The sequence below is a fragment of the Streptomyces sp. RerS4 genome (assembly GCF_023515955.1).
In the GTDB taxonomy this organism is placed as follows: Bacteria; Actinomycetota; Actinomycetes; order Streptomycetales; family Streptomycetaceae; genus Streptomyces.
The window spans coordinates 5,904,231-5,916,906 of sequence record NZ_CP097322.1; the positions used below are offsets into that span (position 1 = coordinate 5,904,231).

General features: G+C 71.5%; 14 protein-coding genes. 10 read left to right on the forward strand and 4 right to left on the reverse strand.

Going from position 1 to position 12,676, the window contains the following annotated elements:
- The first annotated feature begins 325 nt into the window (after positions 1–325).
- The 4 genes from M4D82_RS27165 to M4D82_RS27180 are packed head-to-tail and all read left to right on the forward strand — an operon-like array spanning position 326 to position 4,901.
- Entirely contained in the window at positions 326–1,168 is an 843-nt protein-coding gene (locus tag M4D82_RS27165) for a nitrilase-related carbon-nitrogen hydrolase (RefSeq protein WP_249768574.1), read from the forward strand.
- Complete coding sequence (locus M4D82_RS27170) at positions 1,165–2,460, forward strand: aspartate aminotransferase family protein (protein WP_249768575.1); 1,296 nt, start codon at positions 1,165–1,167, stop codon at positions 2,458–2,460. Before M4D82_RS27165 ends, M4D82_RS27170 begins: the two co-directional genes overlap by 4 nt.
- 21 nt (positions 2,461–2,481) lie before the next feature.
- The gene (hydA, locus tag M4D82_RS27175; protein ID WP_249768576.1) at positions 2,482–3,882 is read left to right on the forward strand and encodes a dihydropyrimidinase; all 1,401 of its coding nucleotides are present in this window, start codon (positions 2,482–2,484) and stop codon (positions 3,880–3,882) included.
- Positions 3,883–3,902: 20 nt separating this feature from the next.
- Complete coding sequence (locus M4D82_RS27180; protein WP_249768577.1) at positions 3,903–4,901, forward strand: TIGR03842 family LLM class F420-dependent oxidoreductase; 999 nt, start codon at positions 3,903–3,905, stop codon at positions 4,899–4,901.
- Here the strand turns inward: M4D82_RS27180 and M4D82_RS27185 are convergent.
- The 4 genes from M4D82_RS27185 to M4D82_RS27200 form a co-directional block, all read right to left on the reverse strand.
- Positions 4,882–5,778, reverse strand: a complete 897-nt coding sequence (locus M4D82_RS27185; protein WP_249768578.1) for a Rieske (2Fe-2S) protein — start codon at positions 5,776–5,778, stop codon at positions 4,882–4,884. The two genes, M4D82_RS27180 and M4D82_RS27185, sit on opposite strands and share 20 nt — an antisense overlap.
- A 219-nt stretch (positions 5,779–5,997) precedes the next feature.
- Positions 5,998–6,438 (reverse strand): DUF2267 domain-containing protein, encoded by a 441-nt coding sequence (locus M4D82_RS27190; protein WP_249768579.1) that lies wholly within the window; start codon positions 6,436–6,438, stop codon positions 5,998–6,000.
- A 20-nt stretch (positions 6,439–6,458) separates the two neighbouring features.
- The gene (locus M4D82_RS27195) at positions 6,459–6,854 is read right to left on the reverse strand and encodes a DUF2267 domain-containing protein (protein ID WP_249768580.1); all 396 of its coding nucleotides are present in this window, start codon (positions 6,852–6,854) and stop codon (positions 6,459–6,461) included.
- Positions 6,855–6,947: 93 nt separating this feature from the next.
- A complete protein-coding gene (locus M4D82_RS27200) occupies positions 6,948–7,382 on the reverse strand; it encodes an Hsp20/alpha crystallin family protein (RefSeq protein WP_249768581.1) in 435 nt (144 codons plus the stop codon).
- Positions 7,383–7,517: 135 nt separating this feature from the next.
- On the opposite strand from M4D82_RS27200, the gene M4D82_RS27205 reads away from it, so the two are divergent.
- From M4D82_RS27205 to M4D82_RS27230, 6 genes are all read left to right on the forward strand, one after another.
- On the forward strand, positions 7,518–8,216 hold the full coding sequence (locus M4D82_RS27205) for an HSP18 transcriptional regulator (RefSeq protein ID WP_249768582.1): 699 nt from the start codon (positions 7,518–7,520) through the stop codon (positions 8,214–8,216).
- A 39-nt stretch (positions 8,217–8,255) separates the two neighbouring features.
- A complete protein-coding gene (locus M4D82_RS27210) occupies positions 8,256–8,651 on the forward strand; it encodes an STAS domain-containing protein (protein WP_249768583.1) in 396 nt (131 codons plus the stop codon).
- A gap of 46 nt (positions 8,652–8,697) precedes the next feature.
- Positions 8,698–9,531, forward strand: coding sequence for an SDR family NAD(P)-dependent oxidoreductase (locus M4D82_RS27215; protein ID WP_249768584.1), 834 nt, complete (start codon positions 8,698–8,700; stop codon positions 9,529–9,531).
- A gap of 30 nt (positions 9,532–9,561) precedes the next feature.
- Positions 9,562–10,128: a cysteine hydrolase family protein gene (locus tag M4D82_RS27220; RefSeq protein ID WP_249768585.1), complete on the forward strand. Its 567-nt coding sequence runs from the start codon at positions 9,562–9,564 to the stop codon at positions 10,126–10,128.
- Between the two features lie 108 nt (positions 10,129–10,236).
- On the forward strand, positions 10,237–11,421 hold the full coding sequence (locus M4D82_RS27225) for a zinc-dependent alcohol dehydrogenase (RefSeq protein ID WP_249768586.1): 1,185 nt from the start codon (positions 10,237–10,239) through the stop codon (positions 11,419–11,421).
- A 257-nt stretch (positions 11,422–11,678) separates the two neighbouring features.
- Positions 11,679–12,641 (forward strand): NAD-dependent epimerase/dehydratase family protein, encoded by a 963-nt coding sequence (locus M4D82_RS27230; protein ID WP_249768587.1) that lies wholly within the window; start codon positions 11,679–11,681, stop codon positions 12,639–12,641.
- Positions 12,642–12,676: the final 35 nt, after the last annotated feature.

The following is a 12,676-nucleotide window of genomic DNA, read 5'->3' on the forward strand; positions in this document are numbered from 1 at the left end:
CGTCCGGCTGCGCACCGCCGAGGAGGCCGCCGCGCCGGCCCGCCACGAACCCGTACTGGTTCGCGCCCCGGCCGCTGCGCGCGACCCGCGAGCTGTCGGTGAACCGGCACCGCGATCTGGCGCACGCCCTACGGACGGCCGGGGTCGCCGGGGCCTGAAGTGCCCGTCTGCTGACCGCAAACGACCACGAGGCGTCGTAACGTGATCGACTACTCCAACCGCGCAACGTGGTCTTGCCCCACGCAGTGACGAGGCCTACCTTCGACTCCCTACGGACACCGTCTACGTGCGTAGAAGTCGGCGTTCCCGTCGCGAGGAGCAGCTCATGGCCCAAGTCGTCCGCGCCGCACTCGTCCAGGCCACCTGGACCGGAGACACCGAGTCGATGATCGCCAAGCACGAGGAGCACGCCCGTCGGGCGGCGGCCCAGGGTGCGAAGATCATCGGCTTCCAGGAGGTGTTCAACGCCCCCTACTTCTGCCAGGTCCAGGAGCCCGAGCACTACCGCTGGGCCGAACCCGTCCCCGACGGCCCCACCGTCCGCCGGATGCAGGACCTCGCCCGCGAGACCGGCATGGTCATCGTCGTCCCGGTCTTCGAGTTCGAGAGCGAAGGGTTCTACTACAACACCGCCGCCGTGATCGACGCGGACGGCAGCTACCTCGGCAAGTACCGCAAGCACCACATCCCGCAGGTCAAGGGCTTCTGGGAGAAGTTCTACTTCCGCCCCGGCAACCTCGGCTGGCCCGTCTTCGACACCGCCGTCGGCCGTGTCGGCGTGTACATCTGCTACGACCGCCACTTCCCCGAGGGCTGGCGCCAACTCGGCCTCGCCGGAGCACAGTTGGTGTACAACCCGTCCGCCACCCACCGGGGCCTGTCCGCGCACCTGTGGCAGCTGGAGCAGCCCGCCTCCGCCGTCGCCAACGAGTACTTCATCGCCGCCATCAACCGCGTCGGCCGGGAGGAGTACGGCGACAACGACTTCTACGGCACGAGCTACTTCGTCGACCCGCGCGGCCGGTTCGTCGGCGACCTCGCGAGCGACAAGGAGGAGGAACTCCTCGTCCGGGACCTCGACTTCGACCTGATCAAGGAGGTCCGCGACCAGTGGGCCTTCTACCGCGACCGCCGCCCCGACGCCTACGGAGGGCTCGTACAGCCGTGACCAACCCCATTCCCCTGCACAGTCGCCACCGCTGCGTGTTGCCCGACTGGCTCGCGCTGTATTACGACCGGCCCATCGAGTTGACGCACGGGGAGGGGCGGCACGTCTGGGACGCCGAAGGGAAGCGGTACCTCGACTTCTTCGGCGGCATCCTCACCACGATGACCGCCCACGCGCTGCCCGAGGTCACCAAGGCCGTCTCCGAGCAGGCCGGGCGGATCATCCACTCCTCCACCCTCTACCTCAACCGGCCGATGATCGAACTGGCCGAGCGGATCGCCGCGTTGTCCGGGATCCCCGACGCGCGGGTCTTCTTCACCACCTCCGGCACCGAGGCCAACGACACCGCCCTGCTGCTCGCGACGACGTACCGGCGTTCCAACCAGGTGCTCGCGATGCGCAACAGCTACCACGGCCGGTCCTTCTCCACGGTCTCCATCACCGGGAACCGGGGCTGGTCCCCGACCAGCCTCTCGCCGCTCCAGACGTACTACGTCCACGGCGCCGTCCGCACCCGCGGCCCCTTCGCACGGCTGGACGACGCGGAGTTCACCGCCGCCGCCGTCGCCGACCTCGAAGACGTACTCGGCCAGGCGCGCGGAGGAGTGGCCGCGCTCATCGCCGAGCCGATCCAGGGCGTCGGCGGCTTCACCTCACCGCCCGACGGGCTCTACGGAGCCTTCCGCGAGGTCCTCGACCGGCACGGCATCCTGTGGATCAGCGACGAGGTGCAGACCGGCTGGGGCCGTACCGGAGAACACTTCTGGGGCTGGCAGGCCCACGCGCAGAACGGCCCGCCGGACATCCTCACCTTCGCCAAGGGCATCGGCAACGGCATGTCCGTCGGCGGCGTCGTCGCCCGCGCCGAGGTCATGAACTGCGTCGACTCCAACTCCATCTCCACCTTCGGCGGTTCCCCCGTCACCATGGCCGCCGGCGTCGCGAACCTCGCCTACCTCCAGGAACACGACCTCCAGGGCAACGCCCGCCGCGTCGGCGGTCTCCTCCTGGAGCGGCTGCGCGCCATCGCCGCGCAGGTGCCCGCCGTACGGGAGGTCCGCGGCCGGGGCCTGATGGCCGGCCTCGAACTGACCCGCCCCGGCACCGACGAGGCCGACCCGGAAGCGGCCGCCGCCGTCCTGGAGGCCGCCCGCGAAGGCGGCCTGCTGCTCGGCAAGGGCGGCGGATACAACACCAGCGTGCTGCGCATCGCGCCGCCGCTCACCCTCACCGTCACCGAGGCGGAAGAGGGCGCCGACATCCTCGCTCAGGCGCTCCGCAGTCTTCCGTAGCCGTCCCGTAGGGGGATCCTCATGAGCACCCGCACCCTGATCCGCGGCGGTCTGGTCGTCACCGCCGCCGACGAGCTGCACGCGGACGTCCTGATCGAGGACGGCCGCGTGGTGGCGCTCGCCGCCCACGGCTCGGCGCCCGCCGAGACCTGGACCGCCGACCGCACCATCGACGCCACGGGGAAGTACGTCATCCCCGGCGGGGTCGACGCGCACACCCACATGGAGCTCCCCTTCGGCGGCACCTCCGCCTCGGACACCTTCGAGACGGGCACCCGCGCCGCGGCGTGGGGAGGCACCACCACCATCGTGGACTTCGCCGTGCAGAGCGTGGGCCACTCGCTGCGCGCGGGGCTCGACGCCTGGTACGCCAAGGCGGACGGGCAGTGCGCGATCGACTACGCCTTCCACATGATCCTCTCGGACGTCAACGAGGGGACCCTGAAGGAGATGGACCTCCTGGTGGAGGAGGGCATCTCCTCGTTCAAGCTCTTCATGGCCTACCCGGGCGTCTTCTACAGCGACGACGGGCAGATCCTGCGCGCCATGCAGCGGGCGTCCGCCAACGGCGGGCTGATCATGATGCACGCCGAGAACGGCATCGCCATCGACGTCCTCGTCGAACAGGCCCTGGCGCGCGGGGAGACCGACCCCCGCCACCACGGGGAGGTCCGCAAGGTGCTGCTGGAGGCCGAGGCCACGCACCGGGCCATCCAGCTCGCCCGGGTGGCCGGCTCCCCGCTGTACGTCGTGCACGTCTCGGCGGAGGAGGCCGTCGCCGAGCTGGCCGCCGCCCGCGACAAGGGGTTGCCGGTCTTCGGGGAGACCTGCCCGCAGTACCTCTTCCTGTCCACCGACAACCTCGCGGAGCCCGACTTCCAGGGCGCCAAGTACGTCTGCTCGACACCCCTGCGGCCGAAGGAACACCAGGCGGCGCTGTGGCGCGGCCTGCGGACCAACGACCTCCAGGTGGTGTCCACCGACCACTGCCCGTTCTGCTTCAGGGGCCAGAAGGAGCTGGGCCGGGGAGACTTCTCGAAGATCCCCAACGGGCTGCCGGGGGTGGAGAACCGTATGGACCTCCTCCACCAGGCCGTCCTGGACGGGCACATCAGCCGCCGCCGCTGGATCGAGATCGCCTGCGCGACCCCGGCCCGGATGTTCGGCCTCTACCCCCGGAAGGGCACGATCGCACCGGGTTCCGACGCCGACGTCGTCCTCTACGATCCGCACGCCGAGCAGGTCATCTCCGCCGAGACGCACCACATGAACGTGGACTACTCGGCGTACGAGGGCAGGCGGATCACCGGACGCGTCGACACGGTCCTCTCCCGCGGCGAACTCGTCATCGACCGGCGCGAGTACACGGGCCGCGCCGGCCACGGGGCCTTCGCCCACCGCTCCACCTGTCAGTACTTGTAAGCCCCGTAAGGAGCCGCCCGATGGACTTCGGCCTCGTCCTGCAAACCGACCCGCCCGCCTCGCAGGTGATCAGCCTCATGAAGCGGGCCGAGCGCAACGGCTTCCGCTACGGCTGGACCTTCGACTCCGCCGTGCTGTGGCAGGAACCCTTCGTCATCTACAGCCAGATCCTGGCCAATACGCGGAAGCTGCACATCGGCCCGATGGTCACCAACCCGGGCACCCGCACCTGGGAGGTGACCGCCTCGACCTTCGCCACCCTCAACGACATGTACGGCAACCGCACGGTGTGCGGGATCGGGCGCGGTGACTCCGCGATGCGGGTCGCCGGCCGGGCCCCCAACACCCTCGCCCGCCTCGGCGAGGCCATCGACGTCATCCGGGACCTGGCCGAGGGCCGGGAGGCGGTGGTCGACGGCAACCCGATCCGGATCCCCTGGATCCGGGAGGGCAGGCTCCCCGTCTGGATGGCGGCGTACGGGCCCAAGGCGCTGGCCCTCGCGGGGCAGAAGGCCGACGGGTTCATCCTCCAGCTCGCCGACCCCTACCTCACCGAGTGGATGGTGCGCGCGGTCCGCGACGCCGCCACGGCGGCCGGCCGCGACCCGGACGCGATCACCGTCTGCGTGGCGGCTCCCGCGTACGTGAGCGAGGACCTGGCCCACGCTCGGGACCAGTGCCGCTGGTTCGGCGGGATGGTCGGCAACCACGTCGCCGACCTCGTCGGCCGCTACGGCGAGCACTCCGGCATGGTCCCGGACGAACTCACCGAGTACATCAAGGCCCGCCAGGGTTACGACTACAGCCACCACGGCCGCGCCGGGAACCCCTCCACCGACTTCGTCCCCGACGAGATCGTCGACCGGTTCTGCCTGCTGGGCCCGGCCGAGGCGCACATCGAGAAGCTGCGGGCACTGCGCGACCTCGGGGTCGATCAGTTCGCCGTCTACGACATGCACGACGCACGGGAGGCCACCATCGACGCGTACGGCTCCGACATCATTCCGTCGTTCCGCTGACCCGGCTCCGGAGGCGGGCCTCGACCTGGCCGTTGGTGGTGCGGGTTTCGAAGGCGGGCTGGGGAGCGGTGGCCGGGCCCGTGACGTTCCAGCCGTCGGACAGCCGGAAGGTGCTGCCGTGCCAGGGGCAGCGGATGCAGCCGTCGACGATCTCGCCCTCGGACAGCGGGCCGCCCATGTGGCTGCAGTGGTCGGCCAGTACGCGGACGGCGCCCGTCGCCTCGCGTACCACCACGATCGACACGTCGGCCAGGCGGCTGCGGACCGGCGTGCCCACCGGGAAGTCGGAGAGGGCTCCGATCGCGTGCCAGCCCGGCCCGGCCACCTCGGGGATGTGTTCGGCGTGGTTGGCTCCCGCCGCCTGGCGGAAGGCCATGTGGCCGCCCAGGGCGCCGCCGACGCCCACGGCGGTGAGGCCGGCCAGGCCCCACAGCCGGCCTCGCGCGAACCGGCCCCGGGTGCGGGCGGCGAACGAGGCCGCGTAGCACGCGATGCCTGCCGCGTTGGTGGCGGCGTGGAGCAGTCCGACGCGCATCTGCGGGCGGCGCAGTTCCGCCCAGTCCGTCCAGCCGGCCACCGCCGCGGGCAACGCGGCGACCAGCCCGACCCCGACCAGTGTGTGCGCCGCGCGCTGCTGACCGGGGACGCAGTCGAGGACAGCGGCGGACATCCAGCTGCCCAGGGGGAGCTGCACCATCAGCGGATGGACGGGATGGCCCAGCCACCGGCCGTGCAGCACATCCCGGCTCCGGCCCAGAGGCGCCGCCCGGACCAGCCACCGCACAGCGTCGGCGAGGCGGTCGGTGCGCTCGGAACTCTCGATGCGGTCCATGGCGGTCAGGACCCGGCCGGGCCCCCTATCGGACGGCAAGGCCATACGGAGCGTGCCCGCCAGACGTGCCCGTGCCCGTGCCCCAGAGGTATGCATGCTCCCCGTGTAACCCGTCAGCCCTCCCCGGAAACGGCCCCGGCGTCCGTCACCGGGGCTGTTTCCGGGGCCGTTTCCGGGCCCCGAAGTGGCTTCTTTCACCCTTTCACCGCAGCCGCTCATTCAGCCGTTCGGCGGTGGAACACGACTGCGCCGGGCGGCGGCGCCTCAGGCCGCCGCGCGGGAGAGGAGTCGGGCCTGGCCGAAGAGGAGGGGCCAGCCCTCGGGGAGCCGGTCGAGGATCCGGGCGAGCGGGGAGGGGTCGGCGAGGCGGGCGACGACGGCGAAGACGGCGCCCGTCTCCCAGCGGGTGACCGCGGGGGAGTTCCCGGTCTCGGCGGCGAGGTTCTTGACGAAGGCCCACCCGGTGACGGGCTCGGCGGCCGGGACCCGCGAGACCAGGTGGCGGGCGGCCTCGTCGGGCAGGCAGGCCGCCAGGGCGACGCGTTCGTCGTCGGTGATCTGGCGGCCGAAGGCTCCCAGGACGTTGCGCACGGCCTCCGCGGCGCGCTCGCGGGTGGGGTAGGCGCCTTCGTAGCGAACGGTCTCCAGCATCTGGTCGTACGTCATGCCCGGGGCCGGCCGGCGGGTTTCGGGCGGGTGGAACATGGCTCGGAGCACCTTTCTCGTCAGTCGTGGTGGGGGCGGCCGAACAACAGGTCGTAGCCGGGCGGGAGCTGGAGCAGGAGGCGTTGGGCGAGGTCCTCGCCGGCCGCGTCGGCGACGACGCTGAGGACGGCGCTGACGTCCCAGGCCGCCGTGGCCTGCGAGGCGCCCTCGATCCAGGCCGCGGTGGCCCGGACGAACCGGTCCGCGGAGAGGGGCTCGGTGGCCTGGAGGGGGTTGAGCAGGACGAGGGCGTAGGACTCGGGGAGGCGGGCGGCGAGCTCGGCCCGCTCGGTGCCGACCAGGTGGGCGCCGAGGAGGGCCAGCACGACGCGGGCCGCGCGGTCGGCCTCCGCGGGGGTGTCGTATTCGCCCCGCTCCTGGACGTGCTGGAGGAATGCTTCCTGGCGCAGGGGCATGTGTCGCTCCTCCGATGGAAGGGGGGGCGGAGGACGGGCCGCCGGGGGGAAGGGTGCTTCCGTCCTCCGCACTCGGGCCGGCCGATGCCGGGATCAGCCGGAGATCTGCTTCCGGTCGCCCGCGGTGCCAATGGCGACCTTGCGGGACTTCGCCCGTTCGGCGATGGGGATGCGCAGGGTCAGGACACCCGCGTCGTAGTCGGCGGTGATGTTCTCGGAGTCGAGCGTGTCGGCCAGCATGATCTGGCGCGAGAAGACACCGAGCGGCCGCTCGGAGAGCTCCATCTGGACGTTATCGCCCTTGGTCGTGGGGCGTCGTTCGGCCTTGACGGTCAGCTGGTTGCGTTCGACGTCGATGTCGATCGCGTCCGCGTCCACTCCGGGCACGTCGAAAGCGATCACGTACGTGTCGCCCTCGCGGTAGGCGTCCATCGGCATGACGGACGGCTTCGACCAGGTCCCCGTCGTACCCATGAGCTGCTGGGCCATCCGGTCGAGTTCGCGGAACGGGTCAGTGCGCATCAACATCGCGAAACACCTCCAGTCGGTAGCGGCAGGAACTGCCAATGCGCTTCAACGTGCTTCCGTTGTAACATGTCGTCCAATGGATGACAAGTGAGACGTCAGCGAAATGATGACGCAGTGAGCAGCGAGGAAGACGCCATGACCGCAGCCCAGCCCTCCCGCCCGTCCCGCCAACCCAGCCCAGGGCCGGGACCGGTCTCCTTCGTGGCCGCCGCGGCGGCCCTGCGCACCATCGAACAGGCCCTGCGCGACGCACAGCACCCCCGTGCCGAGGACCGCTCCCCCCAGTCACACGACGGGCCGCACCCGGCGCTGGCCTCGCTGCTCCTCCTGCGTCAGGTGCGCGAGCAGCTCGCCGACTGGGAGAGCGGACTGATCGAAACCGCCCGGGAGGCCGGCGCCAGCTGGGCCGATCTCGCCGGACCCCTCGGCGTCGCCAGCCGCCAGGCCGCCGAACGCCGCTACCTGCGGCTGCGCCCCGGAGCCGCCGGCGCCACCGGAGAGCAACGGGTCCAGGCCGTACGCGACCGCCGCGCCGCCGACCGCACCGTCACCGCCTGGGCCCGGGACAACGCCGCCGCCCTGCGCAGCCTCGCCGGACAGATCACCGCACTCACCGACCTCCCCGCCACCGCGGACGCGCAGCTCGGCGAACTGAACCGGGCCCTCGCCCACCACGACGCCGCCCACCTCGTCCGCCCCCTCACGGACACCCGCCCCCACCTGCGGCCCGAGCACCCCGAGCTCGCCGACCGCATCGAGGACATGACCCGCCACACCGACCGGCTCCGCCACGACAGCAACCAGCAGCGCAACCAGCCCCCGGACGGCTCCTGACCCGCCGGGTCGCGATCTCGACCGGGAAGGAGACAGACGATGCACGCGACACCCGACGAGCGCCCGACGAGCCCGGGGACGGCGTTCTCCGGCACGGGCGTCGTCACGCTCACCACCACCCGGGCCGATGGCCGCCTCACCGTGGCGGTCACCGGAGAGATCGACATCGCGACGGCGCCACTGCTGTCCGAAGCCCTGCACACCGCGCTCGCCGATGGCGTGGCCCGGGTCGAAGCGGACTTCCGCGGGGTGTCCTTCTGCGACCTCTCCGGCCTCAACGCACTCCTGCGGGCCCGACGAGCGGCCGCCGCCCGAGGGCACTCCCTCCACGTCACCGGAGTGGCCTCGCCCCAGGTCCGCAAACTCTTCGAGATGACCGGAACGACCGCCATGATCGCCCCGCCCCCACCCGACACCCCCGCAGCGTCCGGGTAGACCGCTCGCCGCCGTTTCCCGACGCCGTGAGGGGTAGGCGCAGGGCATGAACGACATCAGACCCCTCGCGATGGTGACCGGAGCGTCCAGTGGCATCGGATTCGAACTCGCGCGGCAACTCGCGGAGCGCGGGTTCGACCTCGTGATCAACGCCGAGGACCACGATCGCCTTCGGGCGGCGGCGCGGCGGATCCGGCAGGAGGCCGGCACCTCGGTCGAAGCCGTCCCGGCGGATCTGCGCCGATACGACGAGGCCGAACGCTTCTACGACACCGTGACCGCCACAGGCCGGCCGGTCGCGGTCGCGGTGCTCAACGCCGGCGTCGGACAGGGCGGGGCCTTCGTCGACACCGACCTCGCGGACGATCTGGAGATCGTCGATCTCAACGTCCGCTCCACGGTGCACTTGGCCAAGCGCGTCCTGCGGGACATGGCCGCGGACGGGGAGGGCCACGTGCTGGTGACCTCGTCGATCGCCTCGACCGTGCCCGGCTCGTTCCAGGCCGTCTACAACGCCTCCAAGTCGTTCCTCCAATCGTTCGCGCAGGCGCTGCGCAACGAACTGAAGGAGACGGGCGTGACCGTGACGGCGCTGATGCCCGGTCCCACGGAGACGGACTTCTTCCGGCGCGCCGACATGGAGGACACCAAGGTCGGCCGACAGGACAAGGACGACCCCGCCCAGGTGGCCCGACAAGGACTGGACGCCCTCTTCGCGGGCAAGGACAAGATCGTCGCAGGTTCCCTGAAGACCAGGGCCCAGGGGCTGGTGAACAAGGTGCTGCCGGACAGGACCAAGGCGCAAGCGCACCGGAGAATGGCAGAACCCGGCTCCGGCGAGGGGTCCGGCGACGCATCCCGGGTGGAAGGGCGGCCGTAGCGCGGGCGGGCCCGTACCGAGGAGGTGGCCATGGACCGTACGGCGGCCCTCATCGTGATCGACATGATCAACACCTACGAACACGAGGACGCGGACACCCTCGCCCCGTCGGTCCGCACCGCCCTTCCGGGTATCCGTCTGCTGCTGGACCGAGCCCGGTCGGAACGGGTGCCGGCGATCTACGTCAACGACAACTTCGGCCAGTGGCGCTCGCACCACGGCGAGATCCTCCGAGCCGCCCTGTCCGGCCGGTACGCGGACCTGGTGGAGCCGATCGCCCCCGACGGGGACGCGCTGTTCGTCGTCAAGGCGAGGCACTCGGCCTTCTTCGAAACGCCTCTGGGCTACCTCCTGGACCAGCTCGGAGTGGGGCGGGTCGTCCTGTGCGGACAGGTGACCGAGCAGTGCGTGCTGTATTCCGCGCTGGACGCCCACATCCGCCACCTCGACGTCGCGGTCGCCGCCGACGCGGTCGCCCACATCGACGCGCGCCTCGCCGAGGCGGCCCTGGAGATGATGCGGCGCAACATGGCGGCCGACGTCCGGCCAGGGCCTGATCTCTCGTTCGACGCCCCACCACCCGCCGCTCGAAGCTGAGGCACGGCGGCCCCGCGCGGGTGTCCGCGCCGGGTCCAGGGGTAGGCGCCGAGAGGGCGCCGGCTCGCCTGCGGCGCCGCATCCCTGCCCGCGGAGCGAGGAGACGTCATGAGGGCACTGACGTGGCACGGCAAGCGCGACGTGCGGGTCGAGACGGTTCCCGATCCCATGATCCAGGACCGCGACGACGTGATCGTCAAGATCACCACCACCGGTCTGTGCGGCTCCGACCTCCACCTCTACGAGGTCCTCGGCCCCTTCCTCGACCCCGGCGACATCCTGGGCCACGAGCCCATGGGAGTCGTGGAAGAGGTGGGCCCCGACGTCACGGCCCTGAAGCCGGGCGACCGGGTGGTCATCCCCTTCAACATCTCCTGCGGTACGTGCTTCATGTGCGGTCAGGGCCTGCATTCGCAGTGCGAGACGACCCAGGTCCACGAGTACGGCACCGGCGCCTCGCTCTTCGGCTACACCAAGCTCTACGGGCAGGTGCCCGGCGGTCAGGCACAGTACCTGCGCGTTCCGTTCGGCGACAGGCTGCCGGTCCGGGTCCCCGAGGGACCGGCCGACGACCGCTTCGTCTACCTGTCCGACGTGCTGCCCACGGCGTGGCAGGCCGTCGAGTACGCGGCCGTACCGCCGGGCGGCAGTGTCGCCGTCCTCGGCCTCGGGCCGATCGGGGACATGAGCTGCCGCATCGCGGCCCACCGGGGCGCCGGCACGGTCATCGGGATCGACCTCGTACCCGAGCGGCTGGAGCGCGTCCGCCGACGCGGGATCCACACACTGGACCTCCAGGAGTACGGCGACGGACTCGCGGACGCCGTGCGCGGCCTCACCGGCGGACGGGGGCCGGACGCCGTCATCGACGCCGTGGGCATGGAAGCCCACGGCAGCCGCGTCGCCGCCGCCGCGCAGGGCATGACCACACTCCTGCCGGACGCACTCGCGGCCGCGATGATGAAACGCGCGGGCGTCGACCGGCTGTCCGCGCTCCAGACGGCGATCGACCTCGTCCGACGCGGCGGCACGATCTCCGTCTGCGGTGTGTACGGAGGCGCGGCCGATCCGCTGCCCCTGCTGACGATGTTCGACAAGCAGCTCCAGCTGCGCATGGGCCAGGCCAATGTCCACCGCTGGGTCCCCGAGATCCTTCCCCTCCTCACCGATGGCGACCCGCTGGGCGTGGACGACTTCGCCACGCACCGGCTGCCCCTGGAGGAGGCGCCGGCCGCGTACGACATGTTCCAGAAGAAGCGGGACGGCGCCGTCAAGGTGCTGTTCACCCCCTGAGCGCCCCGGCGCGATCGTGCCGCCGGTGGCCTGGGCGGTGTCGGCGGGAATGCGGCGGGGCGGGGGAAGAAGGGCGCTTCGGACCACCGGGTCACGGTGCGTCCTCATCCGAATGCCGTCATGCCGGGCGGCCCGCCCCGGCACGGTGCAGGCTAAAGGCATCCCTGCGGGTTGTTCCCGGGAACGGAGAGCGCGGTGCGCGCACCGCCTCCCGATCCCTGCGTCCCGCGCTCTCCCCCGTTCATGAGGAGACCAACATGGGTTCCCTTCCGGCACCGGCCTGGGAGCACGCAGTGGTGACGGGCGGTGCGGGCTTCGTCGGCTCGCACCTGTGCTCCGCACTGCTCGCCGCGGGTACCGCGGTCACCTGCGTCGACGACTTCAGCACGGGCCTGGCCGGGAACGTGGCCGAGCTGGGAGACCACCCCGGATTCACCCTGCAAGAGGCCGACGTGTCCCAGCCGTTCACGGTGCGGCGCAGACCCGACCTCGTGCTCCACCTCGCCTCGCCCGCTTCCCCCGCCGACTACCTCCGACTGCCGCTGCACACGCTCGACGCCGGCAGTCTCGGTACCCGCAACGCCCTGGACCTCGCGCACCACAGCGGTGCCCGCTTCCTCCTCGCCTCCACCTCCGAGGTGTACGGGGACCCGCGGGAGCACCCGCAGAACGAGCGCTACTGGGGACACGTCAACCCCGTGGGGCCCCGCAGCGTCTACGACGAGGCCAAGAGGTTCGGTGAGGCCCTGACCACGGCCCACGGGTCCACGCGGGGCACCGACACCTGCGTCGTGCGGCTGTTCAACACCTACGGGCCGCGCATGCGCGGATACGACGGGCGGGCGGTGCCCACCTTCATCCGGCAGGCCCTGGCCGGCGAGCCGTTGACGGTCACCGGGGACGGACTGCAGACGCGCTCGCTGTGCTACGTCGACGACACCGTCGCGGGCATCCTGGCGGCGGCCGCCCACGGCATGTCGGGGCCGGTGAACATCGGCAACCCGTCCGAGCTCACGATGCTGGACCTGGCCCGCTGGATCATCGAACTGACCGGTTCCGCCTCGCGGATCGCCTTCGTGGAACGGCCCACGGACGACCCCGCCCTGCGCTGCCCCGACATCACGCTGGCCCGCGACAAGCTGCAGTGGGAGCCGCTCGTGGCGGCTGAGGAAGGGCTGCGCCGCACGATCGCCTGGTTCCGCGCCCACCCGGACGGCTGACCCGCGTCCGCGGCAGCCCCTCGCGACCGCTGCCC